Source organism: Urbifossiella limnaea, from assembly GCF_007747215.1.
GTDB lineage: Bacteria > Planctomycetota > Planctomycetia > Gemmatales > Gemmataceae > Urbifossiella > Urbifossiella limnaea.
Genome location: NZ_CP036273.1, coordinates 1,716,535 through 1,741,429, shown reverse-complemented (window position 1 = coordinate 1,741,429; position 24,895 = coordinate 1,716,535). Strand labels below are relative to the sequence as shown.

Below are 24,895 nucleotides of genomic sequence, written 5' to 3'. Positions count from 1 at the left end.
TAGGTACTCGTCGTTCTCGACCGCGATGATTCTCGTGGTAATCCCTCCAGCTACCCCGTCGTACGACCGTTGCGAATGCTCGCGACCTTCGCAACGCCATTCTAGGCACGCCGGCTACGCGCCATTGGGTTTTGCAGTTTGCGCGCCCCTCAACGCCCCACGGCGCGTTCCTGCCGCCACGCGCGGACGGAGAAGGAAACGTTCGCTGCGACGATGACGGCGGACAGGGCGATGGTCATGGGGACGGCTTCCGTGCGGCTGGATGCCGTCGAACGCGGCGAGTGGCCGGAATTGCGCGCCCCGATCAACGGCGCATAGCTGAGCGGCCCGCGGCGTGATACCGTGGAACGATGGACGAAGCTGCCTTCCTCTACGCGATACTTGACAGCCTCGACGATGACACGCCTCGGCTGATGTTCGCGGACTGGTTGGACGACTTCGCCGAGCGTGTTCGCTGCCGGGTTTGCTTCAAGCGGAAATACTCTCGCAACTGCCGCATGTACGGGTGGGAGCGCTACGTCCCGAACAGCCCCGCGCGCCGCGCGGAGTTCATTCGGGTTGCCGCCCTCCGGGGTGAAGGTAAGACGTCCAAGCAGATCAGCACGGTAACCGCAATTAGCTTCCTCACGGTCCGTCACTACCTTGACGGCGCCCCGCAACCCAATTGAGGGTTGCACGGGTGTGCTATCTGGCTAGAATCACAGTTTTGGAGAGATGGCTTTTCGATTGCAACGGGGTGCTGTCATGGAAGTGGTCATCGGGGTAGCAGTGTTTGCGGGGACAGTCGTCGCAATTATCGCTGGAGTCGTGATTCACCACACAAACAAGATAAGCAAACTGAAAGCGGCTATTTGGGCGAAGAGAGTAGATCTTAGCAGAAGGCTGGAAATCCTGTTCACGGTTCAGCCTTGTTTTAAGTGCTATGAGTACACAATGGGACTAATAGAAGTTAGCCCGAACTGTCGATCGATACGCTACCAATGTCTCCATTGTAAGAAGAAGTCGCAGGCGCCCGCCGGCTCGCCGGAAGCTGTTGGTATTGCCGTACTGATTACTGATATCCACTCGCTTGCGGGAAAGTACAACAAGGAAATGGAGGCGTTCGGTCGAAAAGACAGGATGGAGGAAGGCGTGGCAGGCGTGGTGTTTAACGCTCCAGTGCCACCCCTGCCCTACGAACAGACGAGTCGAACCCCGATTCCCGAGGCAGTTAGGAGTGAAGTATGGCGGCGTGACAAGGGGTGCTGCGTTCAGTGCGGTACTAAGCAGAACTTACAATTCGATCACATCATTCCAGTGTCGCAGGGCGGCGCTACTACGGTGGCAAACCTCCAGTTGCTGTGTCAGCCATGTAACGGAGCGAAAAGCAACAAAATCTAGGCACCGGGTTCGCGTTCGGTTCGCGCGTCATGATCAGCCCCGGCCCGCTGCGGATGGCCGCGCCGCGGCGCGGTGTTCCGCTGTGGGCGTGGATCGTCGCGGGCGTCGCGATGGTGGGCGCTGGTTCCGCCGCGCGCGCACTGGTGATCTACCTCGCGACCGGCAAGCCACGGGATCAGCAGCAGGACGGAACGCAGGCGACGGCAGGAGGGGGTAATTTGGGCGCGGGCGATTTGGATAGCGGCTCCGCGACCGGGCAGGGGGCAAAGGGGAAGGCGGGAGCGGGCGCCGGGCGAGCCCTTGCCCCCGACGAGCATTGGGACGCCGGGCCGTCGTCGGTCCAGTTCCGCGGCGCGAGCGTCAGCGGCGACGACTTCATGGTATTCGTCGCAGTCCGGGTCGCCGATCCGAAGGAGAAGGTGACGTTCCGGTCGTGGCGCGACCCGCTGCTCAGTCGGACGAAGGTGAAGCTGACCGACAACAACGGGACGGTGTACCACCCGAAGGGCTTCGACCTCGCAACCGAGATGGCGTTCGCGGCGGCCGGACAGCAGCTTGCGGGCAAGATCGGGATGGGGGCCGGCGCCGTTTACTCGAATCGGCCGCACGGCGACCTCCTGCTGTTCGAGAAGCCGACGCCGGCCGCGGAGTACCTCGACCTCGACCTGGACGGCTCGCACGTCGAGCAGCGCGACACGATCCGCTTCCGCGTTCCGCGGGAGGTGTGGGCGTCGGCACTGAAGTTGAAGGTCGAGAACTCCGCGCCGCAGCCGAAAACCGCTCGCCGGCCGGGCGACAAGTATCGAGCGTGCGGTGGGTACCATCGCCGATCGCTCAACTATCGCACTGGTATTGAGCGGCTGCCGAAGTCGAACCGCGTCGCCTCGACGCCGGACATATCGGAGCTTGATCGTTCCGTCAGTTTCGGCGACAATTCTCCTACAACACGAACGGGCACCGGTAGGAGTCGCCTATGTCGGAAGGCGTGCTAATCGCGATCATTGACACCGCGGGGACCGTCGTCGGCGCGCTCGGCACGGCGATCGTGAGCAGGCGAACGCATGGTGCAACCGCCACGCCCGCCGTCACTACGACGGCCGCGAGTGAAATCATGCAAGCGGACAAGCTGCCGGCACTAGGCGAGACGATCGACGCTCGCGAGCTGCGGATTCTCCGGGCGCTGTTCGGCGAGCCGAAGGGACGCATCCTCGAAGCGTACCAGGGGGAGCTACTACAAGCCGGCGCTCGCCGCGACACTGAAGAAGGGGTGGGTGCGGCTCGACGACGCGAAGTACCGGCTCACCCAGGCCGGCGCAGACGTGTGCCGGAAGTACCTGAAGCAGATGATCGCGGTCTGGCACCCCGGGCGGTGATGTGGAGTGGATTCATATGCAGTTGGTCATGTTTCGCGAAATGAGGACGAGGGGAAAAATTGTGCCGAGTGTTCATTTGCGCTTGTTTTGATGCGTTTCTGGATGTCATAGGCGGGATTTGCTTTGACAGTAAGAGGTGGGCCGAGTACTCTAGGCAGTTACGAGAATCGCCCAGGATAGTCGATTGAAGACGGTTGGTTGTAAAACACGCAAACACGGTGACATATGGGGGACGCGAATGTGCTGTGTCAGCAAATCCTAACCGAGTTTGCGCGGCTGGGATATGCGATCGCAGACACAGTGTTAGAGGGCGATTTCTGCATTGTATGCGGCGAGAAGCAGGCGGCTTTTGGACAGGTTGAGCGAGTTGTAGGTATCGGGCTTGGGCCATTGGGGCGATCAGCGGCAATTCGGTCTAAGACGATCAAAGATGTGGGCAAAGCAGTGGGGCGAAAAAAGGGAATTGTGCATGTCATCATTTTGTTATCATCCAATGAGCTAAAGCTTAGCAAGTCAGATCTGCTGGTTATTAGTCGAGCGACAAGCTGTGGCAACATCTCTACGGTTCAGGCAGGCAAGAATTTGGGTCAGAGCCCAGTTGCGGTAACTGAGGGGGATAAGGGAGAAGCCCTTGCTTACAGTGATGCGGCGCAAAGTTTGCTCGATAATGCCACGCTGATGGATGCGCTAACGCATACTAGTAGTCGTAGGATAGATTCATTTTATACCGATATTGATTTTGCATTAGGGACTCGTGCCCATAGGTTTCTTGAGGGTAACATTAAATCGGGTCGAGCTGTGCTGGAGCTACAGCAGCCGGAATGGCATCATCTCCGCGGAGTCGATGCGTCGGTATATCAGTTAATAGGGGTTCACGTCATTGAAGGAGATTCGGATCGTATAGAGAATAACTACCAGGGTGAGGTAGATGAGCAGTCGCGTATTCAAAAAGAAATCAAACGCGCGCATTCGGAGGTGCTCGGCTTGCGTTTAGAGTGTGCACGCTTGCTACAAGAATTAAAGCTTGCTGCGAAAGCAACTGAAGAGCCAGGGCAGGAACTTGCCAAAGTAAAATTCACGAACTTGGTCGATGCGATTGTTCTTGCTGTCAACCAGCAAGATTGGCACTTGATTGGCTCGGATGGAAAATCGTTGCGATTGGCCGATAAAGATAAAATTCTTATGAAGGATGTGGCCTTGCTGGCTTCGATGCCCGAAGACGGACTTATTGATGTCGCGACGAATTATGTCGCCAAGAGCGGTAGGCGCCGAGAGGTTGAGGCCCAACTCAAAGGCTACCGCGAAGCTGTTGTTGCCCCAATTATTAGCGTAACCGTTGAAACTGCGCCCCTGGTTGAGCACATCTTAGTCGGGCGCGAGGCACTTAGGCGTAGAATCGAAGCATTTAACACTCGTCCTCCGCAGCATGACGAGTTGTCTTCATTTCTGCGGGACTTTCATCATTTTACACGTGGCGTGATGGTTGCACTCTCGCACGAGATAATCAGCTCGAAGGTGGCCATAGAGGCGTCGCCTACCTATTCTTACTACGACCGCCCTTACCGGCTCTCTCTTTCAATTCACGAGGTTCTTAAGACCGGCTCCAATCTAGTTGTATATGGCGAGGCCGGCGCGGGCAAGACCACAAGTCTTCAGATGTATGCTACTAAACAACTGGCAAACTATGTACTGGGACGGCGCTTTGCCCTGTATATACCGTTGAACAGGCTTCTTCATGCTTGGAAAGAGAGGGAAGAATTGTCGCGAGATACAGGGCCGGTGCCAGTGTTGGAATCGGGTGTGAAGTGTTTTCTGGCCTCATTGGCGAGCGACTTGACGGCAGTCCATCTCGACGCGCTGTTCTCAAGCGGTAGTGTGTCTTTGCTATTTGACGGCATTGACGAAGTTATTAAAGTGGCGCCCTGGATCGTGGATGCAATTGTTCAGTTCTCACGAAAGTACCCTGCCGTTCAGGTTGTTGCTTCCTCGCGCGTCTCCGATGCGAGCTTATCAAAAAATGGCTGGCTTGAGATTACTTTGTTGCCTTTTACCGATGAACAGCGAGATCAGTTCTTTTTGCTATGGTTTGGTGGTGATCCGCACAATCGTGTAAAGGATATTACTGCCCACTTGCAAGCGCACCGAAAGGTGGCAGCGATAGTTCGCAATCCGCTTCTGGCAACAGCATTATGCGTCCTTGCTGAGAAAAACATACCTCTGCCAAATAGCGAGATTCGGCTATATGAGGAACGATTTCGCTTGTTGCTGGGGCACTACGATAGTCACAAGCAAGTTAGTCGTATTACTACACACCATAGAGACCTAGAGACTGTTGCGCGTTCGATCGCTCATGAAATGCATGAGCGAACGCGTCGATATATGTCTAAAGAGGCAATGTATAAGATTGCAGAGGACGCGATCGCATCTTATCATCACGGCAAGAATGCAAGAGAGATGGCTGCAACAGCTGTCGATGAGCTCATTGATCCATGCAATATATTGGTCCCAATGACCGCTGCAGGTGAATGGGGCTTTGGACATTTGCGATATCAGGAGTACTTGGTAGCAGTTGAGCTTAATAGTGCTCGGTCGAGGCGGGTAGGTGATCATATCGGCGAGCCGTGGTGGCATGACGTTTATGTCCTTTTTGCTCAACTCGCTGGCGATCTTGAGTGGCTGATTACCTATCTTACCGCTCAAGGTCGTCTCACGAGAGGTCTCCGTACAATTACGGCAATGGTTCAACAACAGCCTCCGGCTGTCAGGCAGCGAATGCAGCAACTTATCTCTCGCAATCGTCGAACCGATGGCAAATTCGCGGATTTGCTCGCAAACGACGCGGCTACCGACGCCGCTGGTATCGAGGAGGAAATGGATTATTATAGATGAACAAGCATGTTTTCCAGCGTCGAATGGTGTGCGCTTCCATCTCTTTTGCGAGGGGATTTGATGGCTGCTACTCCTCCAGTCTCTGCGGCCTCTATTGCATCCCAGGGTGACATCGGAAGTGTCGCCGACTTGCTAACCCTGCTGTCTGCAATTGCAGTCGACTCGGACCATCCATTTTGGTATCGAGGCCACGACGACGCCGCGTGGACGCTTACTCCATCGCTGGCTAGGAACCCCGCCCATCTTGATGCCGAACTTGACCTCATGGCTCGCTTTCAGCAAGATGCATCGCTGCTCCTGCAACGTCCTGTCACCTCCGATTGGGACTGGCTCGCGCTGATGCAGCACTACGGATGTCCAACTCGCCTGCTCGACTGGACGGAGAGCCCTCTCGTTGCATTATTCTTCGCCGTTTGCAATCCCCTTCGGTTCGATCGGGACGGTGCGCTCTGGCTGTTGAACCCATTGAAGCTCAACGAGGCCTCGAATCTTTATCCGAAGTATTCAAAATACATTCCTTATTATGGCGATCCCATTCTTGCTCCATTTCTCCCTGGTAACGTTCGTGGGGCCACTACGCTAAGCTACCCTCCTGTTGCGATCACCGCAATTCGCAATTCCCCCCGCATGCAGGCGCAACTCGGCACTTTCACACTTTTGCATAAGCAGCCAATCGCGGTCGAGCGTGTGGCCGATGGGTCGCATGTGCGCAATTATCGCGTTCCGCGTGAATCCAAGCCTAACATTGTTCGCGAACTGCAGCTGCTAGCAATCAACAAGCATAATGTCTTTCCTGAGCTCGCGAACATTGGCGAACGACTTAAGACGACTCTGCCTTGATCTAGCACCATTATTTGGTCATTATTATCATTTGATTGGCACGCATTGTGGTTATTCTCGATCAGAATATACATTGCAGATGCAAACTGCTTCAATCGATCAACAATCATCAGCTACCATACCTTCCGGCACTGCATCTATATTACAGGAGGTATGTTGATTCGTGGTCTCGATGATTAATGCACTCGCGGCGAGCTGCGCTTCAAGGGCCGCGATGCGGGGCAGGACTTCGCCCATTTCCCAGACTCGCGAAAACCAGTCCAGAATCGCGACTGACGCCCGGATGCGGTCGCCGTCTCGCGTCGTCTCCCCGTCGCGCACTGCGACCAACCGCTCAACGGACTTTTGAACTTCGCCGACCGCCTGGGCGACGAGCGGCCGGACCTCGGCCGCTCGTGCTTCGGTCAACGCTTGCCGGACGGGTGCCGCCTTGAGCCGGCGGTAGATGGTGTGGACCGAAACGCCAAGCTCGGCGGCGATGACGGTCGGCGTCTTCCCCGCGACGGTGCCGGCGACGATGTAGGCGTCGCGGGCATCCAGCGCGGCGCTGCTCTCGATTTCTTGCATGGTCGTCTCTGTGTTGAGTGGTCAGTCGTGGAAGCGCTCTGCGCCAGTTCCTTCCCGGTCGCTTCGAGGATCGGCCTTTGCGACCGGGAAGGAGCCCGGAGGGTATCGCCGCGTCAGTTACGCACAAATGCGGTCTTGCCGCGTAGTGACGCCTCCTGCATCGCTGCCAGTGCCGCTTCCTGACACCCGGACATCAGGCGTAGGCGCTCGGCGGGGTCGTTCGTCTTCGACGCGACCAGATGCCCTGCGGCGATCACCATCAGATCGAGCACTTGGTCGGTCGTGTAGCGCAGCCGGCCACTCGTCAGGATCGCGTCCATTGCGGTACGGCAGACGTGATGGAGCTCCTCGCGAAACTCGGCTGAGAGCGTCGCTTGCAACCCGCCGGCTTTGATGTCCTCCACCGACACCGGCTTGCTGCTGAGAACCACCGTCCCCGCTGCGATCGCGGCGGCAAACACTTCGGCGGCGATTTCTTGGAGCATCCGCCCTAACCGGGCGCGTTTCGCGCGGTCAGTGACGGTTGTGTCCAGATATAGTTTCGCCGGCGTAGTCATCGCGGCCGTCACCGCGTCTTTGGTCACAGCCGCCGGCGCCAACTCTAGAAATTCGGCCAGCCCCCGCGTGCACAGCCGGCGGAGCGTTTCGCGGATTGGATCATTCACAGTAACTCTCCTTCAGTATGCCCCGCCCGTTGCGGGCGGGGTGATTCGATTTCGGCAGCGTCGGCCCGTCCGGCGCCGCCCGCCCACCCCACTACCGCTCCACAGGTGGGTTGGGTTTGGGTTGGGTGTGTGGACTAAACTGACAAGACTGAAACAGACTGATCTAACTGACGTAACTGACAAATCTCAAACCTCACCCCCCTGTGGAGCAGTTTGGGCGGCCTGGGCAGTCTCGTCTGTTCCGTCAGTCTGGTCAGGGCTGCCGGTTGAGGGACAGACTGCCGGGGCGTCGTCGGGGTGCGGTGGACGGGGGTTGCCGTCTGGACCGACCCACGCCCACCACTTGCCGCCTTCGTTCAGCGGTCGCGTCCACAGCTTGTCCGGGTTGCCGGCCGGAAGCTCGCGGAGCTGCTTCTTCGCCTCCTTCACGACTTTCGCCGGGAAGGCGCGGCCGGCCGCGCTGTCCAACTCCGCGACCGGGCGCGAGTGAGCGCCGAGGAAGTCGCGGATGATGACCTTGCAGGCGTCGAGCTGCCCCGCCGGCCGGCGACCGCCGGGGGCGGCTGTCGCGGCGTTGGCGTCGATGTCGATCGGCTCGGGTTCCCACGTGGTGCGGACGAGCTGCTTGGCGATCGTCTCCCGGTCGTCCGGCTTGAGGTCGGGAAACTTGTTTCCAAGCAACGAGTGAGCGGCGTCCAGCGGCGCGACGTTGATCCGGTACGCCCGCCCCTTCAGGTCGCCGGGGAGGACGTTGGCCTTCAGCGGGATGAATAGCTTCCGGGTCGCGTCGTCCCGGTCGGGCGTCACGATGTACGAGAACCGCACCGCGTTGACGTAGCCGGCGCTCCCGCCGACGCGCTGGACGGCCGCCACGCCGACGTTTTTGTTCAGGTGCTTCACCATCAGCACCGTCGCGCCTGTCTCGTTCGCCAGCTCCGACAGCGGGCCGAGTAGCGACCGCAGTTCGGCGTCCTTGTGCTCGTCCACGCCGGCGCGGCCGACGAACGCGCCGGCCGGGTCGATCACGATGAGCTTCACGTCGCCGATCTTCTCGACCATCTCGCGGAGCTGCTTGGCGTGCGACAGGTCGAAGTCGAGGACGCCGCCGTCGGTGAGTTTGAGCCCGTCGATCCGGTACACCTTCGACAGGTCGGCGCCGAGTGCGAGCAGCCGGGGCACGATCGTCCGCTCCCAGTCGTCCTCGCACGCGATCAGGATGCACGAGCCGACGACGCCGTCGGGGTAGTCGAGGCCGAGCGGGCACTTGCCGGTCGTGATCGCCGCGATCAGGTCGAGCGTGATGAGTGACTTCCCGTGCCCGCCCTCGCCGGCGATCATCCCGAGCATCCCACTGGGGATGAAGCCGGGCACGAGAAACGTGAGCGGCTTGGGGATGACCCCCGCGAGCGACGAGAACACGAGCTTTGCGTCGGCGCCAACGCCCGCGTCTTGTCGTGGGCGCGACCGCGTGCTGGTCATCGGGCGGTTCTTGAGCAGCTCGCCTACGGGGAAGCGCTCGTCGGGACCGCGGAAGATGAGCCAATCAACCTTGTACGCGATTGCCGGTTCGGTCCACGGCTTGTTCGGCGGCACAAGGCGCGAGTTGACGTGATCCACGAACACGCGGATCACCAAGTCGCGCGGTAGCTGGAAGCCATAAACGAGCGCGCCGAGAATCTTGACTGTCGTCGCGTCGCCGCCCTCGCCGTCGATTGGCAGGTCGGCATCAGGGATCGCATTCAAGTTGGCGCGTGCCCGTTTTTCCGCGACCGTGAGCGCGTCACCGCTGAGGGCGTGCGGGTTCACGCCGCACAGGTAGTGCAATTGATCGTCGTCTTCGGTGTCGTCGTCGGTGTCGTCGTTAGGCGTTGCCGGAGCCGTCGGGACGGCCACCGTGGCGGCGGCTTTCTTCGGCCGCTTGGCGCTGGCCGTCTTCGTCGGCGGGCGGCAGTCGCAAGCGGCGGCCAAGTCGCAGACCGCCCGCCACAGTGCCAGGGCATCAACGACGGTGGGAGTGCCGCGCTTCCCCCCTTCCCACTCGCGCACTTCACCCGATTCGTGGATCGACGGTGGGGCGACGGCTTGCGAGCCGGACGCCTTGAAGTCGATAACGTGCTTCCCGCTCTTCGGCCGCGTGAAGTATGTGCCCGTCATCCCCGGATGCCCGTACCGTGCGAGCATCATGGGCGCAGTTTTTGGTGCCTTACTCCGCAACCACTCGGGGATCGTGTTAGTGGGAACGAGATACCACCAGTGAGCGCGCGGCTTGCTCGGCCGGCCGTCGGACATGCCCGTCGGCGGGAGGAAGTCCGGCGCCAACGCCAACGCTTGCGCGTCGTCCACGTCAACGCAGACGAGTGAATGGCCGGTCGGTGCGGACACTTGACCGCACACAATGCCGATGTTGTGTTTCGGCCCGATTTGGTTCGGCGGGGTTCCGCCAAGTTGCCACCCGGAATAGGTGACGCTCTTTTCTGCGGGATCGACGTTGCAAATCGCCAACTTGTCCGCGCAATACTCGACAGCGGCGACTTGCACGGGGGTCAAGTCGGCCAGAGCGTCGGGCGGCGTTGTCGTGCAGTCGTTGGCGAAATTTTCGTGACAAGTATCATGGCATTTGGGCGCAGAGGCTGCTACAGTATCCATGTTGGTTCCTGTTCTTCACCGCGGCTCGGGTCACTACCCCGGGCCGCGGTCATTTTCAGACCGAAGCCTTCGCCGGCGGCGACATTCAAACGGATTATGAGCGGTTACGAGTGGAGGCCAAGCAAGGGCGTCAGTGACACCCTTCCGGCCGGCGGGTTGGTACGGGCTACCTCGGGTCAGCTATGGGCCGTGGCCGGGACCAACCCTCGTGCCAAGAGCATGACCAAGCACCGCTTGGGAATGAAGCGGCGCCCTTTCAACTTCACTACATCAAGTTCCCCTGCCCGGATCATCTCATAAGCCTGTGACCGAGATAGCCCGTACTGGCGTAGCTCATCGCGCTTAAGAGGCACTACCCCATCGCTGACCTTCTCTTCGGCAGTCATATCTGACCTCTGGTTCGGGCCCGATATCCCCGGGCTGGATGCTGGTGGCCACCTGGCGACATTGTTGACTTACACTGGAAAACTTGGCCCGTCAAGGTTAGAATCCAATTAAGGCATGATTCAGTGTTCGTGCTCGCTAATCGCGCCAAGATAAATTTTCCGAGGGCATTTTCAGAGATAAATCTTGGCATTCCGGCCACCGAGTCGGTCGCTGGAACCGCTCAACGTTTAGCTGAAACTCAGATTGCGCGACGAATCGCGATGCGCGATAATCAACAATCGCGACTGTAACTAGACACAATTCACGAGGGAGAGACGATGGCACGCAAGCGGCGCGGACGGGGCGAAGGCGCGATCATCCAGCGAGGCGACGGCCGATGGGCGGCTGAAATCTCGCTAGGCGTGGATGCGACCGGGAAGCGGCGGCGGAAGACGATTTACGGCACGTCGAAGAAGGACGTTGCCGAGAAGCTGCGGAAGCTCCAGGCCGAGAATGACGCCGGCCGGCTCGTCGAGACGGAGCAACTGACGACCGGCGAGTACCTGACGCGCTGGCTTCACAACACTGCGAAGGAGAAAGTCCACGACGGTACGTGGGAGCGATATCGTCAGGTCACCGAGTTGTACCTGATCCCGACGCTCGGCGGAATCAAGTTGTCGAAACTCGCCCCTCTGCACGTCGAGCAGAGCTACGCCCAGATGGTGGTGGGTGCGAGCGACCGGAAGGTGGCGTCCGCTTGGACTCGTAAGACGGCCGGCATCGTGCTGTCGCTCGCGCTCAAGCACGCGGTTCGCATGAAGCTCATCCTGCACAACCCCGCCGCCGACGTGGCGAAGGCGCGGCCGGTGGCCCGCGAGATGGTCTTCCTCACCGAACTGCAAGCGCGTCTCTTCCTCGACGCCGCGAAGTCGCACCGGCTCTCCGCGCTGTACGCGCTCGCGCTCGGCTCGGGGATGCGGCAGGGGGAGATGTTCGGTCTCCAGTGGGCCGACATCGACTTCGATAAGGGAACAGTCGATGTGAAACGCTCTCTCAGCTGGGTCAAGGGGAAGCCTGTCCTGAAGGAGCCGAAGTCGAAGGCCGGGCGGCGGACAATCGTCCTGCCCGCGTTCGCGCTCGCCGCGCTCAAGGAGCACCGCACTGCCGCGCTGAAGGCCGGGTTCATCGCCGCCCCCGTCTTCTGCACGCTCGCAGGCACGCCGATGCCGAAGAGCAACTTCATCCGCCGCGTCCACGCCCCGCTCGTCAAGCGGGCGAACGCGCTCGGCGTGAAGCGTGCTGCGGACGCGGGGAGCGACAGCCCTGTCCAACTCCCGGCCGGCGTGCGGTTCCACGACTTGCGGCACACGCACGCTACGTGCATGATCGCGGCCGGGCACTCGATCAAAGCTGTGTCCCGGCGGCTGGGGCACGCCGACATCGGGATCACGCTGAAAACTTACGCCCACGTCATGCCGAACGACGACGACAAACTCGCAGCCGGAGCGGACGCCCTGTTCGGCTGAGTTTGGCTGTCAATAGGCTGTCAACGGGGGCAAAAATGCCGTCACCCCAGACAAACGAAGAAGCCGCAACCCGTTGGGGTGCGGCTTCTTGTGTCGAGTGGGCGTTACTGGACTTGAACCAGTGACCCCCACAATGTCAATGTGGTACTCTAGCCAGCTGAGCTAAACGCCCGACACCCTCTTTTTACTCCCGCCGCCGCCCGCGTCAACCGGAATCCCGCCCGCCCTCCTCCCCGCCGGGCCGTATACTTCACCCGAACAGCCTGGGAGGGAACGGATGCCGGAGTGGCTCAGCGGGGCGGTCAGCGCCGACGGTGACATCGCGGCCGACAAGCTCGCCGTGCGGCTCGTCCTGTCGGCGGTGCTCGGCGGGGCCGTCGCCTGCGTCTACGCCCTCACCCGCAAGAAGACCCGAAGCGAGGCGGCCCCGTTCTCCGCCACGCTGGTGCTGCTCACCGTCCTCATCGCCCTCGTCACGCAGGTCATCGGCAACAGCGTCGCCCGGGCGTTCAGCCTCGTCGGGGCGCTGTCCATCGTCCGCTTCCGCACCGTCGTGGACGACACCCGCGACACGTCGTTCGTCATCTTCGCCGTCGCCGTGGGCATGGCCGTCGGGTCCGGGTTCCCGGCGCTGGCCCTGGTCGGCATCCCGGTCGTCGGCCTCACCGCCGCGGTGCTGGCGATGTGGGGCGGCACCGGCGCCGTGGCCCACCCGGCCAAGCTGGTGGTACGGCTGCCCAACGGCACCGACCCGCAGCCGGTCCTCGCCGCCGCGTTCGACAAGCACCTGCGCGAGGCGAAGTTCCAGGCCGCCGACGCCGCCAAGCAGGGGTCCGCCGTCGATTACACGTACCTCGTGCGGCCCAAGGCCGGCGTCGCCCCGGTGACGCTGATCGGCGAGCTGAGCCGCGTCGAGGGCGTGCAGAGCGTCGAGTGGCGCGAGCCCAGTTGAAGGGGGAGACAACTCGTGATCCGTTTCGCGCTCCTGCCGGCGCTCGCGGCCGCCGCCACTCTGGGCATGCCGCCGGCCGCCGCGCAGAAGGCCAAGACCGCCGCCGAGGAGGTGGACGCCTTCTTCGCCAAGGGCGAGCCGGTCAGCATCACACTCGACGTCGGCCAGAAGGAGGCCGACTCGCTCCGCCGCGACCACCGCAAGTACGTGCCCGTCACCGTGAAGGAGAACGGCCAGACGTTCAAGAACGTGGCGGTCCACCTGCGCGGGTCCGCCGGCAGCTTCCGCGGGTTCGACGACCGCCCCGGCTTCACCCTGAACATGGACAAGTTCGAGGACAAGCAGCGGTGGCGCGGCCTCGACAAGTTCCACCTCGCCAACTCGGCCCAAGACCCCAGCTACCTGTCCGAGCTGGTCTGCGGCGAACTCATGCGGGCCGTCGGCGTGCCGGCCGCGCGGATCGGCCACGCCGCGGTGACGATGAACGGCCGGAAGCTCGGCTTCTACTACCTCAAAGAGGGGTACGACAAGGACTTCCTGAAGAAGCACTTCAAGAACAGCCACGGCAACTTCTACGACGGCGGCTTCCTCCAGGACATCGACCGGCCGTTGCAGCTTGTCTCGGGCGAGGGCGACGTGAAGGACCGCGGCGACCTGAAGGCGCTGATCGCGGCGGCGCGCGAGAACGACCACAAGCGCCGCATCGAGCAGCTGTCGCGCGTCCTCGACCTGGACCAGTTCATCAGCTACATGGTGATGTCGGCGATCATGTGGGACTGGGACGGCTACCCGTTCAAGGCCAACAACTACCGCATCTACCACGACCCGGAGCGGAACAAACTGATCTTCATCCCGTCGGGGATGGACCAGATGTTCGGCGAGCCGAACGGCCCGGCGCTGCCGGGCTTCGGCGGCTTCGTCGCGCGGTCGATCATCGAGACGCCGGAGGGGAGGCGCCGGTACTGGTCGCGGATGCGGGAGGTGATGCGGACGGTATTCGAGCCGGCCCGGTGGGTGAAGCGGTTGGACGAGGCGGAGGCGAAGATTCGGCCGGCGCTGGCGGCGGTGGACCAGGGTGCGGCGAACGGCCTGAAGGGGCAGGTGGACCGGCTTCGCGAGGGGATCCGCCAGCGGCACCGGCACATCACCGCGGAACTGATGCGGGTCAAAGAATGACGAGCCCGGGGCCGAAATGATTTTGCCGCCGCGCCCCACCGGGTCGCGGCAACATGTCACGTCGTCAGGCCGACGTCCGTCACGATCACGTTCGGCGACCCACCGCCCGCTCACCGCTTCTGCCGCGCCCACCAGGCCCGCCACGCGCCCGCCGCCGCCGCCCGCTGGCCCGGCCCGGCGTCCGTCGGCGGGCCGTGGTCCTGGCCCGTCAGGCTCCGCAGCCCCGCCCGCGCCGCGCGCACCACCCGGTCGTCCTCGTCGTTGATCCGCTCGATCAGGTCCGGGATGTGGTCCTTGTCGTCGCGCATCGCCGCCGCCAGCACCGCCCCGCGCCGCACCTCCGGGTCCGAACTCGCCATCAGCCCCTTCAGCGTCGCCGCCGACATCCGCGCCAGCCGGTCGGCCAGCGCCTCGCGGGCCGACTTCTTCGCGTCGCCGTCCAGCCGGTGGACGGCCGCCGCCAGCCCGGTCGTGAAGTCCGACCCCTTCGCGTCGCGCGCGTCCGACAGCGACTTGGCGAACCCGGCGCCGTTCGCCGCGGCCACCAGGTCGGTCGCCACCTTCCCCGCGGCGCCAGGCGGCAGCGGCGCCGCGATCGGCACCGGCAGCGGGTTCACCGGCACCACCGGCCCCTTCGGCGCCGGCCCCGCCTCGACGGGTGCGGCGGCGCCGGCCCGCAACTCGCTCCCGGAGTCGCCGCGGACGCGCCGCGACAGGTCGCGCGCCAGGTTCGCCTTGCACAGGAACAGCACGGCGAACGACGTCTCCACCTCCGCCCCGTACTCGCCCGGCCAGGCGCCGTCGGCCGCCTGGTGGGCGATGATGTAGTCGGACCCGCCCGCGTACCAGTCGACGCCGCCGATCTTGTCCACCCCGAAGAGCACGCCGACCCGCTCCAGCGACCACAAGCTGTACAGCTTCTTCAAGTCCTGGTGGCCCGCGCGGAGGGCGGCTCCGAGGTAGCCGAACCCGCGGACGGCGGCCTGGTCGCGGACGTCCAGCGGCCGCTTCGGGCCGGCCGCCTTGCCGTCCGGCCGCGGCGGCGGGTTGAAGAACGGGTCGTTCGTCTTCGCCGGCGGCTCCCCCTTCGGCGCCTCGGTTTTGGCCCGCTTCTCCTCGCGCCGGCCGATGGCGGTGGCGATGCCGAGGAGGCCGGCGCACGTCATCGCCGGGGAGCCGGCCACGCCGACCGTGTCGGCCCCATAGGTCCAGCTGCCGTCGGGCGCCTGGGTGGCGTGGAAGCGGCGCTCGATCAGGTCCAGGGCGCCGTCGGCGGGGAGGCCGTACTTGCGGCACGCCCAGGTGGCGAGGATGCCGAACTGGGTGTTCGAGTTGTCGCCACCCTCGGCCTTGGCCGGCCCGCGGGCGTTGACCAGCGCGGTCAGGTACTCCTGGACCATCGGGTGGAGCTTGTAGGTGCCGGGGGAGGCGTCCTTTCCGGCGACCAACTCGGCCCCCTTGAGGCCGGCGCGGAGCCGCTGCTCGTCGGCCGCCGGGACGGCCTGGACGCAGCCGTAGGTCCACCCGCCGCGGGCGTTCTGGCCGACCAGCAGGCGAGCGCCGAGCATCTGGATCACCGGCACGTCGGCCGGGTCTTCGAGCCGGTCGAGGAACAGCAGGCACAGGGCGATCTGGTACGTCTGCGACTCGCGGTACGACTGGTCGCGGACGGCCGCGGCGATGGCCTTCACGGTCGGGTCGGTGGCGGGGGTGTTGGCCTCCAGCAGGGCGATGCCGGCCAGCGCCGAGGGGCCGACGCCGTACGACCCGCCGACGCCCTGGCCGCCGCCGCCCTCCTTGAACCGGGTCTTGAGCGCGTTAACGCCCTTGCTGATGGCGGCGTCGATCTGCTCCGGGGTGGCGGCGCCGGCGGTGGCGGCCGTGAAGGCGGCCGCGGCGAACAGCACGGCGGCGCGGGCGACAGGCGGCATGAGGGAGCCCCGGTGGACGTGGGGAGGCACCCGTGATTCTAGCACCCGACCCGGCCCGATGGGACTGCCGTTTCCGAGCCGCGGCGGGTATGCTGGGCGGCATGAATCGCCTCACCCCCGCACTCGTGCTGCTCGTCGCCGCGTCCGCCGTCCCGGCCCGGCCGCCGGCCGACCCGAAGAGAGACCCCGTGGACACGTCGTTCCTGAAGCGCTACGCCGAGACGCGCGGCTTCCTCCTCGGCCGGCCCGTCAAGCCGAAGGTGACGCCCGACGGCAAGCACGTCCTGTTCCTCCGCGCCGACCCGGCGACGAAGCGGCAGAGCCTGTTCGAGTTCGAGCTGGCGACGGCGAGGACGCGCGAGGTGCTGAGCGCCGAGACGATTCTCAAGGGCGGCGCCGAGGTGCTGACGCCGGAGGAGAAGGCCCGCCGCGAGCGGCAGCGCGTCAGCGCCGGCGGCTTCGCCGACTTCCACCTGAGCCCCGACGGCGCGCTCGTGCTGGTGAAGCTCGGCAACACGCTGTACGTGCTCGAACGCACGACAGGCACCGTCCGCGAGCTGAAGGCCGGCGGCGACGGCCCGATCGTGGACCCGAAGTTCTCGCCGGACGGCAAGTTCGTCGCCTTCGTGCGCGGGTTCGACGTGGCGTGCTACGACCTGGCCGCGGACAAGGAGTTCGCGGTGACGACCGGCGGTACGGTGGCGAAGACGCACGGCCTGGCCGAGTTCGTGGCGCAGGAGGAGATGGGCCGGCACAGCGGCTTCTGGTGGTCGCCGGACTCGAAGAGCATCGCGTACGCGGAGGCGGATCACACCGGCGTGGAGCAGTGGTGGGTGGCCGACCCGTTGAAGCCGGAGGTGCCGCCGGCGCCGCAGTTCTACCCGCGGCCGGGGAAGAAGAACGTGACCGTGCGGCTCGGGGTGAAGTCGGTGGCCGGCGGCGACACGGTGTGGGTCGAGTGGGACCGGGCGAAGTACGAGTACCTCGCCGCGGTCCGCTGGGGTACGGGTACCGCCGGGAAGGCTCACCTCCTCGTGGTAATCCAGGACCGTAAGCAGCAGGAGATGGTGGTCTGCGCGGTCGAGCCCACGACGGGCTTCGCCCGGCGGCTGTTCGCGGACACGGACCCGGCGTGGACGAACATCCCGGCCGAGGTGCCGCTGCTGACCACGAGCGGCATCATCTGGACCGGCACCGGGCCGAACGGGCCGGAGGTTCAGTTGCGGAATCACGACACGGGCGCGCTCGTCTCGATCCTCGTGCCGGGGACCGATCACGTCCTCGGCGTTGCGGGGAAGTACACGTCACCCCATGGGGGTGGGCGATTGTTCCTTCCCGGGCACTGTGTCAGTCTCACCGCACCGGACCCGACCCAACAACACGTCCGGGTCACGCCCATTCCGCTCGACCGCTCGGAACTGCTGAAGCCGAACTTCCCACTGGCCGAACCGTGGGAGCGGTTCACCGACGAGCCCGGCATGCACACGGGCGCTTTCGGCGAGGACGGACAGCACGTCATCACCTCGACGACGCTGAAGCAGCTGCCGCGGTCGCGGGTGTTCGACGCGCACAAGAAGGCGCTGGGCGAGCTGCCGTCGGTCGCCGCGGAGCCGCCGTTCGCGCCCAACGTGACGGTCGAGAAGGTCGGCGACTTCTGGACCGCTGTCGTCCGGCCGCGAGACTTCGACGCCACCAAGAAGTACCCCGTCGTCCTCGACGTCTACGGCGGGCCGCGGCACCTCCACGTCGTGCAGGCGATGCGGAACTGGCTCGTGCCCCAGTGGCTCGCCGACCAGGGGTTCGTCGTGGTGGCCGTGGACAACCGTGGCACCCCCGGCCGCGGCCGCGACTGGGAGCGGGCCGTGTACCAACGGTTCGGCACAGTCCCACTGGAGGATCAGGTGAAGGGGCTGCACGCGCTGTGCGACAAGTTCCCGGAACTGGACCGCGAGCGGGTCGGCGCCGTGGGCTGGTCGTTCGGCGGGTACATGGCGGCGAACGGCGTGCTGCGGCGGCCGGACGTGTTCAAGGCGGCCGTGGCCGGCGCCCCCGTCACCGACTGGGAGGACTACGACACCCACTACACCGAGCGCTACATGGGCCTGCTGCCGGCGAGCGCCGCGGCGTACCGCGAGGCGTCGCTGCTGCCGCTGGCCGACAAGCTCGACCGGCCGCTGCTGCTGGTCCACGGCACGGCCGACGACAACGTGTATTACCGGCACACGCTGCGGCTGTCGGACGCCCTCTTCCGCGCCGGCCGGCGGTTCGAGGCGCTGGCCCTGCCGGGGGTGACGCACATGGCGTCGGCCGACCCGGTGGTGATGGAGCGGCTGTGGACGCGCACCGCCGGCTTTTTCCGCTCCCACCTCGGGGGGCCGCGGTGACGCCGCACGACTGGACACGCACGGCGAACCCGGTCCCGATGTTGCGGTTCGCGTGGAAGCAGACCGGCGACAAGCGCCGGCTCCGCCTCGCCGCCGCGGCCGCATGGGAGTTGTATCGCGACGGCGACGACGACCCCGAGTTACCGGGCCTCCTCGACCTCGCCGCGCGCGTGGCAGACAGCGAAGCGTCGGAGGAAGAGCGCGCCGCCGGGTTCGCCCGGGCTCGGATCGCGCTCGGTCGGGAAGGGTCGCGGTTCCTCAACTGGAGCGCGTACGAGGCCGCGTTCAGCACGTTCGGCGACTACGGGGGCGTGCTCGGAGCCCCCCGCGACCGCACGCCGCAGCGGACGGCCCCCTATGCCGACCTGCTCCGCGAAATCTACGGCGACCTGTTCCTGGCCGAGGCGTTCGACCCGAGTTGGCGGACGGAGGCCGTCGTCGGCCTGGCGCGCGGGATGTACGCGGAGCGAGACTTCGGCCCGATGCCGGTGCTGGCCGACGCGCTGGAGGACGCCGGCTGTACGTCCGGCGAGGTGCTCGACCACTGCCGCGGTCCGGGGCCGCACGTCCGCGGCTGCTGGGTCGTCGATCTGGTGCTCGGGAAGGCGTGACCGAACGCCGATCCACCTTCACACGCCGGCGTTCTCCTCCAGCTTGCCGAGGCGCCAGGCGCGGCGCTCGTTCCACCGCCAGAACCACAGCGCGAACGCCACCAGCGCCGCCGTCGTCAGCAGCAGCGTCAGCGCCAGCTCCGGGTTCGACCACGTCGCCAGCGGGCCGCGCAGGATCGGGGCGCTGTCCGGCACCGGCCCCATCAGCGCCCGTCGCATCCCCTCGAGCCAGTACGTCGTCGGCAGACTCAGGCCCACCCACTGCACCCACACCGGCAGCACGCCGATCGGGAACACCACGCCGCTGAGCAGGTACACCACGCCCGAGATGCCCTCGCTCAGGAACATGCCGTTCCGCGACAGGTTCAGGCACGCCCCGGCCAGGATCATCCCGGCCGCCCACAGCATGACCACACCGACCGCCAGGAACACCGCCAGCCACAACCAGTCGATGCCCGTGGTGCCGAGCGCCTGCCGCATGTCGGAGAACAGGAGCAGGCCCACGGCGATGTTCAGCACGGCGCCGACGGTCCCCTCCGCGACGCGGGCCAGGCCGCGGCCGGCGAAGTACGTCTGGAAGTGGGCCGGGCTCAGGAACACGTACTTCAGCATCCGGTAGCGCTCGCGGTCGGTGATGACCGCGTAGCTGAGCCCGAACGTGACCGTGCCGACGAGCCCGAAGCAGGCGTTCGACACGTACAGGTACGGCAGGAACTCGGCCGGCACCTTCCCGCCGGTGGCGTAGCGGGCGGCGTAGAACATGCACACCAGCATCAGCGAGCCGGTGACCGGCTTGATGACCATGTAGATGGCGAACAGCCACGGGCTGGCCCAGTTCGTCTCGAGTTGCCAGCCGAGCCACGCGGCCAGTCTTAGGGTTCTGAGTTGCTCACGCATTCGGTTCCGTCCTTCGTCATTCGTCCCTCGTCATTCGGGGTGGTTGTCCGGTCGGTTCCGCCCCCCGAATGACAAGGGACGAATGACGAAGGACACTACTGCCACCGCACCGTCAGCTTCCCTTCCTCGGCCGCCCGGCGCTCCAGGCGCGCGAGCAGCCAGCGGGCGCAGACGAAGAACACCACCGACAGCACCGCCAGCAGCGCCACTTCGAGCCACACGTCGAAGATGCCGGGCGTGCGGAACAGCACCTGGCGCATCGCGTCCAGGCCGGCCGTCAGCGGGATCAGCGTCGCCGCCGCGGCCACCGCCTTCGGGAAGATCGCCCCCACCGGGAAGTTCGTCCCCGTCAGCAGGTACACCGGCTCTTGCAGCAGGTTCACCAGGTGCCACGCCTCCCGGCCCCAGCGGAGGAACACCGACGCGAACATCATCCCCAGCCCGTACAGCGCCGCCAGCGTGAGGAAGAACACGAGCCCGAGCAGCGTCCAACTCGTGGGTTGAATCGGCACGTCGAACATGAGCACGCCGGCGACGGCGATGACGGTGGCGCGGACGAGGGTGGTGGTCATGCCGCCGAGGGCCATGCCGGTGAGGACGCCCATCATCGGGGCCGGCGACATCACGAACAGTTCGAGGTTGCCGCTGTCGCGCTCCCAGTACAGGGCGGCGCCCATGCCCCAGAGCACGTTCAGCCAGAACGTCGTCATCGACGCCCCGAGCACGACGAGCCCGGTGTACTCCGGCGGCGCCGCCATCGCCCGGTACGAGTACGCGAACGCGCACACCCCCAGCACCGGCAGGACGGTTTCCTGCACCATCCACGTCCGGCTGCGGAACAGCCAGGCGACGCGAGCGTAGGACCGCGCCAGGGCGGCGGCGAAGAACAGCCGCACGGCGTGTACGGGGGGCTCAGACATGTGCGGTCGCCCCCTTCGCGGCGACCGCGTCGCCACCGAGTCCGTGGCCCACCAGTTCGATGAACACGTCCTCCAGCGTCGGCTCCACCTTCTTCAGCGACAGGATGTGCGCCCCGCCGGTCGCCAGGGCTTGCACCACCGCCCCGATCGCCGGCTCCTCGCGGAGCGCCACCTTCAGCGCCACGCCCTCCGGCCCTTCCACCGCCGTACTCTGCTGCACCCCCCACAGCTTGCCCAACTCGGCCCACCCGCCCGACCCCGGGGCCAGGTTCAGCTCGAAGATTGGGTACTCCTGCACTCGCTTCTTCAGATTGCCCGGTGTGTCGCAGGCGAGCACTTTTCCGCGGTCGATGATGGCCAGCCGGTCGCACAATTCGTCCGCCTCGGCCATGTAGTGCGTCGTCAGAAGCAGTGTGCGGGCCGGGTCTTCCGCCATCCACCGGCGCACGAACACGCGGATCGCCCGCGCGCTGGTCACGTCCAGGCCGAGCGTCGGCTCGTCGAGGAACAGCACTTTCGGGTCGGTGATAAATCCGCGGCAAAAGTTCATCTTCTGCCGCTGCCCGGTCGATAGGTGACTTACGCGCGAGCCGGCCTTCTCGGTCAGCCCGACCACGCCCAGCATCTTGTCGATGCGGTCGTGGGCCACGGCCGTCGGCACGCCGTACATCCGGGCGAAGAGCCAGAGGTTTTCCCGGACGTTCAGGATCCCGTACCCGCTCGACTCGCCGCCGCTCACCATGTTGATGAACGGCCGGATGCGCCTCGCCTGGGAAACCACGTCCAGCCCGCTGACTTCAGCGGTCCCGGACGTGGGCGCGAGGAGGGTAGTGAGGATCTTGATGAGCGTCGTCTTGCCGGCCCCGTTGGGGCCGAGCAGGCCGAACAGCTCTCCCGGCCGCACGTCGAGCGTCACCCCCGCGAGGGCGGTGAACTCCGGCGGGGCGTCCGGGTCCGGGGCTTTGCCCCATCGCCGCCTGGGGAGGCGGTAGGTGCGGGTCAGGTTCTCGGTGCGGATCGCCGGGGTGTCCATTCAACGGGCATTCTACGGCGGCGCTCCCGGAGTGGGAGCGCGGGGGGATCGGTACGGCCGCCGGCCCGCATCGGGATTCCCGTTGCGGGCCGGCGGCAGCGCGCCGGTCGGGGGCCAGGGACCGGCGTCGGTCGTGCCTGCCGGCGGGGGCCGGTGGGTGGTTCCGTCCCAGCCCGGAGGGGTGCGATTGATTCCGCCGAGCCACACGGCTATCGGCCGGATCGCGCGCGCCCGTCCGTTACCCGACAGGGGCCCCGGATGACCAAGCCGAACCGCCCGGCCGACCTCCGCGTCGAGCGACTGGAAGACCGCGACGTGCCGGCCGGGAGTGTCATCCCGGCGGGCGAGTTCAACTGGACCCAGTACGCCCCCACGGGGGAGCTCGCCCAGCTGGTTTGGAACGGCCAGACGCTCGTCTACCGCACCCGCGCGGCGAGCCAGTGGTTCGACACGCCCGTCGCCACCGCCACCACTTTCACGCAGAGCCAGTACGACAACCGCGACGCCGTGCAGAAGGCGTCCCAGTCCGCGCAGCTCGTCTTCACCAACGACGGCACCCCGCACGTCCTGTTCCTCGACCAGGCCTGGAACGGCTCGGGGAACGGCTTCCAGACCGTCATCCGCCACTACGCCCGCACCGGCGGCGCGTGGCAGCAGGTCGAAACGATCGGCACGCCGTGGCTGAGCACGTGGGGGCCGAGCAACCTGGTCGCCGAGGCGGGAGCGAACAACTCCCTCCACCTGCTCTTCGCCGAGACGTACACCGCGGCCACCGGCGTGGGCAACTCGGGCAGCGGCATCCTGTGGTACGCCACGAACAAGAGCGGCAGCTGGGCGTTCGACCGCGTCGCCGACACGGCCGACCTGAAGCAGGAAATCTGGTTCACCGGCGGCCGTTGGGCGCCGCGGTACCTGTCGATCGCGGTCGACGGGAAGAACAACGCCCACGTCACGTACACGCCGCAGTTCTACATCGCCGGCGCGTTCAGCACCGTCTACAGCGAGCTGCGCTACGCCTCGAACTCGTCCGGCTCGTGGAAGTCCGAGGTGGTCCAGCAGCCGAGCGACGGCACCGCCGACGCCGGGCTCGGGGCGTCGGTCGCGGTCAGCCCGTCCGGGCAGATCGCGATCGCCCACTACTACGTCGAGCGCTACCCGACCGGCTCGCCCGAGTGGTCGAAGCTGATCTACAGCACCCGCAACGCGAACGGCACGTGGGCCCACCAGAACGTCGCCACCGCGCCGGACGGCTACGTCGCCGGCGACGGGGCGAAGTTCACCGGGTTCGCCCCGCAGCTGTACTTCGACTCGGCCGGCCGGGCGAACGTGGTGTTCTCGGACGAGGCCGGTGAGCACCTGCCGGTGTCGTACGCGAACGAGGTCGCCGGGCAGATCCGCGTCGCCACGCTGAGCGGCGGCCGGTGGCAGTTGAAGACGGTGTACCGGCAGTCGAACCCGCTGGCGAACCAGCTGCTGTACCCGGTCGCCGCCGAGCGGAACGGGCAGGTCACGTTCGCCGGCCTCGGGGCGCTCGCCCACACCGACGCCAACAAGAACCCGACCGTCACCGACTACAGCCTCGTCGAGGTGGGCGTGCCGGCCGGCATGGCCGCGCCGATCGTGGCCGCGTCGAACCCGAACTCGACCGGCAGCCCGACGCGCCCCGACACGGCGACGCAGGTGCCGGCCAACAGCACGCCGGCAGCGGCCGCGCCTGCACCCTCGACCCCGGCCGCGTTCGCCACCGCGACTGCCGCCACGCCGGGGTCCGCGACCACGGTCGTCGTCTTCCGCTCCGACGCGACGGTGGACTTCACCATCACCCCGTTCGGAAACGACTACGCCGGCGGCGCCCGCGTCGTTCGCGGCGACGTGACCGGCGACGGCACGCCCGACGTCATTGTCGGCAGCGGCGGCGGCATCGCGGCGCGGGTGCGCATCTGGGACGGCGCGACCCGGCAGCTGATCTTCGACACCGCCCCGTTTGAGAACTTTACCGGGTCCGCCGAGGTGGCGGTGGCCGACTTCAACCGCGACGGCCGCATGGACGTGGTCATCGCCCCCGGCGAGGGCGGCGGGCCGCGCGTTCAGGTGTGGGCCGGCGGAGCGCTGACCAAGATGGTCCCCGACTTCTTCGGCCTGCCGTACCCCGACTTCCGCGGCGGCCTGCGGGTCGCCGCCGGCGACGTCAACCGCGACGGCGTCGCCGACCTGGTAGTGGCCCCCGGGTGGGGCGGCGGCCCGCGCCTCTCCGTGTACAACGGCGCGACCCTCGCCGGCGGCAAGCCGCAGCAGCTGGTCAACGACTTCTTCGTGTTCGACGAGTCGGTGCGGACGGGCGTGTTCCTGACCGTCGGCGATGTGGACGGCGACGGGTACGCCGACGTGGTCGCCGGGGCCGGCGTCGGCGGCGCCCCGCGGGTGCGGGTGGTGAGTGGCGTGGCGCTGGCCGGCGGGAAAACGAACGTGGCGCTGGCCGACTTCTTCGCCGGCGACGCGAACGGGCGGGCGGGTGCCCGCGTCGCCGCGGCCAAGCTCGACGGCGACAACCGGGCCGACATCCTGGTCGGCGGGCCGAACTCGGAAGTCGAGTTGTACTACGGCGCGGACATCAAGCTCGACCCGGACCCGGACGCCCGCGGCCGGGTTCGCGTGTTCGGCGGGCTCGCCGACCCGTTGTACGTGGGCTAACGCACCGCTGTTGTGGTTGACGGGGCCGGGGTGGGGTGGGTAGTGTCC

At 65.6% G+C, this 24,895-nt stretch carries 18 protein-coding genes and 1 tRNA gene; 11 read left to right on the top strand and 8 right to left on the bottom strand.

All coding sequences use genetic code 11. From position 1 onward, the window contains the following. Window positions 1–350 precede the first annotated feature (350 nt). The 5 genes from ETAA1_RS06955 to ETAA1_RS06935 all read left to right on the top strand — a co-directional run bounded on the left by ETAA1_RS06955 (window position 351) and on the right by ETAA1_RS06935 (window position 6,482). Window positions 351–668 (top strand): TIGR02996 domain-containing protein, encoded by a 318-nt coding sequence (locus ETAA1_RS06955; protein WP_145235531.1) that lies wholly within the window; start codon window positions 351–353, stop codon window positions 666–668. Window positions 669–744: 76 nt separating this feature from the next. Then, window positions 745–1,380, top strand: coding sequence for an HNH endonuclease (locus ETAA1_RS06950; protein ID WP_145235528.1), 636 nt, complete (start codon window positions 745–747; stop codon window positions 1,378–1,380). 53 nt (window positions 1,381–1,433) lie between these two features. After that, window positions 1,434–2,372: a hypothetical protein gene (locus ETAA1_RS06945; RefSeq protein WP_145235526.1), complete on the top strand. Its 939-nt coding sequence runs from the start codon at window positions 1,434–1,436 to the stop codon at window positions 2,370–2,372. 621 nt (window positions 2,373–2,993) lie between these two features. After that, complete coding sequence (locus tag ETAA1_RS06940) at window positions 2,994–5,642, top strand: NACHT domain-containing protein (RefSeq protein ID WP_145235525.1); 2,649 nt, start codon at window positions 2,994–2,996, stop codon at window positions 5,640–5,642. A gap of 6 nt (window positions 5,643–5,648) precedes the next feature. Then, window positions 5,649–6,482 carry an FRG domain-containing protein gene (locus ETAA1_RS06935; RefSeq protein WP_145235523.1) on the top strand — a complete coding sequence of 278 codons (834 nt, stop codon included), beginning with the start codon at window positions 5,649–5,651 and terminating at the stop codon, window positions 6,480–6,482. Between the two features lie 99 nt (window positions 6,483–6,581). Here the strand turns inward: ETAA1_RS06935 and ETAA1_RS06930 are convergent, their stop codons facing one another. The 3 genes from ETAA1_RS06930 to ETAA1_RS06920 form a co-directional block, all read right to left on the bottom strand. Beyond that, window positions 6,582–7,049 (bottom strand): helix-turn-helix domain-containing protein, encoded by a 468-nt coding sequence (locus ETAA1_RS06930; RefSeq protein WP_145235521.1) that lies wholly within the window; start codon window positions 7,047–7,049, stop codon window positions 6,582–6,584. Between the two features lie 113 nt (window positions 7,050–7,162). Then, window positions 7,163–7,714 (bottom strand): hypothetical protein, encoded by a 552-nt coding sequence (locus tag ETAA1_RS06925; protein ID WP_145235519.1) that lies wholly within the window; start codon window positions 7,712–7,714, stop codon window positions 7,163–7,165. A gap of 186 nt (window positions 7,715–7,900) precedes the next feature. Beyond that, the gene (locus tag ETAA1_RS06920; RefSeq protein ID WP_145235517.1) at window positions 7,901–10,360 is read right to left on the bottom strand and encodes an AAA family ATPase; all 2,460 of its coding nucleotides are present in this window, start codon (window positions 10,358–10,360) and stop codon (window positions 7,901–7,903) included. A 788-nt stretch (window positions 10,361–11,148) separates the two neighbouring features. On the opposite strand from ETAA1_RS06920, the gene ETAA1_RS06910 reads away from it, so the two are divergent. Next, window positions 11,149–12,252, top strand: coding sequence for a tyrosine-type recombinase/integrase (locus tag ETAA1_RS06910; protein WP_202920712.1), 1,104 nt, complete (start codon window positions 11,149–11,151; stop codon window positions 12,250–12,252). 98 nt (window positions 12,253–12,350) lie between these two features. Here the strand turns inward: ETAA1_RS06910 and ETAA1_RS06905 are convergent. After that, a tRNA-Val gene (locus ETAA1_RS06905) sits at window positions 12,351–12,424 on the bottom strand. Between the two features lie 105 nt (window positions 12,425–12,529). Between ETAA1_RS06905 and ETAA1_RS06900 the strand changes: the two genes are divergently transcribed. Both ETAA1_RS06900 and ETAA1_RS06895 read left to right on the top strand, forming a co-directional pair. Continuing rightward, window positions 12,530–13,204, top strand: a complete 675-nt coding sequence (locus tag ETAA1_RS06900) for a DUF4956 domain-containing protein (RefSeq protein WP_145235505.1) — start codon at window positions 12,530–12,532, stop codon at window positions 13,202–13,204. Window positions 13,205–13,219: 15 nt separating this feature from the next. Continuing rightward, on the top strand, window positions 13,220–14,380 hold the full coding sequence (locus ETAA1_RS06895; RefSeq protein WP_145235503.1) for a CotH kinase family protein: 1,161 nt from the start codon (window positions 13,220–13,222) through the stop codon (window positions 14,378–14,380). A gap of 110 nt (window positions 14,381–14,490) precedes the next feature. On the opposite strand, the gene ETAA1_RS06890 is transcribed toward ETAA1_RS06895, so the two are convergent. Continuing rightward, window positions 14,491–16,311: a HEAT repeat domain-containing protein gene (locus ETAA1_RS06890; protein ID WP_145235501.1), complete on the bottom strand. Its 1,821-nt coding sequence runs from the start codon at window positions 16,309–16,311 to the stop codon at window positions 14,491–14,493. Window positions 16,312–16,412: 101 nt separating this feature from the next. Between ETAA1_RS06890 and ETAA1_RS06885 the strand changes: the two genes are divergently transcribed. Next, window positions 16,413–18,695 (top strand): prolyl oligopeptidase family serine peptidase, encoded by a 2,283-nt coding sequence (locus ETAA1_RS06885; protein ID WP_145235499.1) that lies wholly within the window; start codon window positions 16,413–16,415, stop codon window positions 18,693–18,695. After that, window positions 18,692–19,306, top strand: coding sequence for a hypothetical protein (locus tag ETAA1_RS32785; protein WP_238389387.1), 615 nt, complete (start codon window positions 18,692–18,694; stop codon window positions 19,304–19,306). Before ETAA1_RS06885 ends, ETAA1_RS32785 begins: the two co-directional genes overlap by 4 nt. Window positions 19,307–19,324: 18 nt before the next feature. On the opposite strand, the gene ETAA1_RS06875 is transcribed toward ETAA1_RS32785, so the two are convergent. The 3 genes from ETAA1_RS06875 to ETAA1_RS06865 form a co-directional block, all read right to left on the bottom strand. Next, the gene (locus ETAA1_RS06875; protein WP_145235497.1) at window positions 19,325–20,203 is read right to left on the bottom strand and encodes an ABC transporter permease; all 879 of its coding nucleotides are present in this window, start codon (window positions 20,201–20,203) and stop codon (window positions 19,325–19,327) included. Between the two features lie 95 nt (window positions 20,204–20,298). After that, entirely contained in the window at window positions 20,299–21,123 is an 825-nt protein-coding gene (locus ETAA1_RS06870; RefSeq protein WP_145235495.1) for an ABC transporter permease, read from the bottom strand. After that, on the bottom strand, window positions 21,116–22,156 hold the full coding sequence (locus ETAA1_RS06865) for an ABC transporter ATP-binding protein (RefSeq protein ID WP_145235493.1): 1,041 nt from the start codon (window positions 22,154–22,156) through the stop codon (window positions 21,116–21,118). The genes ETAA1_RS06870 and ETAA1_RS06865 overlap by 8 nt, the downstream gene beginning before the upstream one ends. A gap of 258 nt (window positions 22,157–22,414) precedes the next feature. Here ETAA1_RS06865 and ETAA1_RS06860 point away from each other — a divergent pair, with 258 nt between their 5' ends. Then, window positions 22,415–24,847 (top strand): FG-GAP repeat domain-containing protein, encoded by a 2,433-nt coding sequence (locus ETAA1_RS06860; RefSeq protein WP_145235491.1) that lies wholly within the window; start codon window positions 22,415–22,417, stop codon window positions 24,845–24,847. The last annotated feature ends 48 nt before the right edge of the window (window positions 24,848–24,895 follow it).